Source organism: Rhodobium orientis, from assembly GCF_003258835.1.
Lineage (GTDB): Bacteria > Pseudomonadota > Alphaproteobacteria > Rhizobiales > Rhodobiaceae > Rhodobium > Rhodobium orientis.
The window spans coordinates 1-1,655 of sequence record NZ_NPEV01000108.1 but is presented as its reverse complement, the minus strand read 5'-3'; the positions used below and the strand labels follow the sequence as shown (position 1 = coordinate 1,655).

At 67.4% G+C, this 1,655-nt stretch carries 2 protein-coding genes and 1 pseudogene; 1 reads left to right on the top strand and 2 read right to left on the bottom strand.

Features of this window, described 5'->3' with window-relative positions:
- Window positions 1-162: pseudogene (locus tag CH339_RS23550) on the top strand (3,4-dihydroxy-2-butanone-4-phosphate synthase); the annotation flags it as partial.
- A gap of 17 nt (window positions 163-179) precedes the next feature.
- Here CH339_RS23550 and CH339_RS23545 read toward each other — a convergent pair.
- Both CH339_RS23545 and CH339_RS23540 read right to left on the bottom strand, forming a co-directional pair.
- The gene (locus CH339_RS23545; RefSeq protein ID WP_111436855.1) at window positions 180-1,334 is read right to left on the bottom strand and encodes a sodium ion-translocating decarboxylase subunit beta; all 1,155 of its coding nucleotides are present in this window, start codon (window positions 1,332-1,334) and stop codon (window positions 180-182) included.
- 35 nt (window positions 1,335-1,369) lie between these two features.
- On the bottom strand, window positions 1,370-1,655 hold a 286-nt coding region (locus tag CH339_RS23540), incomplete at its 5' end, for a biotin/lipoyl-containing protein (protein WP_111436854.1).

Here is a 1,655-nt window from a genome sequence, read left to right as displayed (position 1 = left end):
AAGGTGCGCCAGGAGGAATGGCGCGAGATCGGCCTCGGCGCCCAGATCCTCACCGACCTCGGCGTCCACTCCATCCGCCTCCTCGCCTCCCGCGAGCGCCACTATGTCGGCCTCGCCGGCTTCGACATCGTCATCAACGAAACAGAGATCGTCGACGGGTAATAGGGCGACCGCAAACCTCAGTTGGCGTACCAGGCGATGAAATAGCCGGCGACGACGGCGGTGCCGATGACGCCGGCAACGTTCGGCCCCATGGCGTGCATCAAAAGGAAGTTGCCGGGGTCGGCCCGCTGGCCTTCGACCTGGCTGACGCGGGCGGCCATCGGCACGGCGGAGACGCCGGCCGAGCCGATCAGCGGGTTGATCTTGTTGGTGCCGCTGAAGAGGTTCATGACCTTTGCCATCAGCACGCCGCAGGCCGTCGCAATGCCGAAGGCGATGACGCCGAGGCCGAGGATCTTCAGCGTATCGCCATTGAGGAAGCGCTCGCCGGTCATGGTGATGCCGACGGAGGTGCCCAGAAAGATCGTGACGATGTTGATGATCTCGTTCTGGGCCGCCTTGGTGAGGCGCTCGGTGACGAGGCTCTCGCGCAGGAAATTGCCGAGCATCAGCATGCCGATCAGGGCCGAGGCGGCCGGCACCAGCAGGATGACGACGATGGTGACCATGGCCGCGAAGATCAGCTTTTCCAACCGCGAGACGGGCCTCAGCGAGCGCATGCGGATCTTGCGCTCCTTGTCCGTCGTCAACAGCCGCATGATCGGCGGCTGCAGCAGCGGCACCAGCGCCATGTAGCTGTAGGCGGCGACCGCGATCGGTGCCAGAAGGTGCGGCGCCAGCTTGTTGGCCAGGAAGATCGAGGTCGGCCCGTCGGCGCCGCCGATGATGCCGATGGCGCCCGCCTCCATCGGCGAAAAGCCGATCGCCGCCGCCCCGAGGAAGGTGGCGAAGACGCCGAATTGGGCCGCGGCGCCGAGGAGCAGCGTGCGCGGATTGGCGATCAGCGGTCCGAAATCGGTGAGCGCCCCGACGCCGAGGAAGATCAGTGGCGGGAAGATCTCCAGATCGACGCCCTTGGAGATGTAATAGTAGAGCCCGCCGCCATGCTCGCCCGCCGGCGCATTGATCAGCCCTTCCGTCGGCAGATTGGCGAGCAGCGCGCCGAAGGCGATCGGTACCAGCAGCAGCGGCTCGAACTTGCGGTAGACGGCGAGATAGAAGAGTACGCCGACGACCACCCACATCACCGCCATCTGCCAGGTGACGTCGGTAATGGCGGTCAGGTGCCAGAGCTGTTCGAGCCGGGATGTCCCGGTGGCGGTGCCGTCCATGGAAAAGGCCCCAGACAATCAGGAAAGGGTGGCAATCAGGAAAGGGTGACGAGGACCTGGCCCTCGGTGACGGTCGCCCCCGGGGTCACGTGGACGGCGTCGACCGTGCCGCCATTGGGCGCGCCGATGACCGTGTTCATCTTCATGGCTTCCAGCACCAGCAGCGTGTCGCCGGCGCCGACCGCCTGGCCGGCGGAAACCTCGACGCTGACCACCGTGCCGGCAAGCGGGCTCGGCACGGAGCCGGGGCCGGCGGCGACCGCAGGCGCGGCGGCAGCGGCGGCAACCGGCGCGGCCGGACGCACGGCAGGCGCCGCCGCC

Coding starts and splice junctions, on each gene's coding strand:
- CH339_RS23545 (WP_111436855.1), bottom strand. CDS start 1,334: ATGGACGGCACCGCCACCGGGACATCCCGGCTCGAACAGCTCTGGCAC.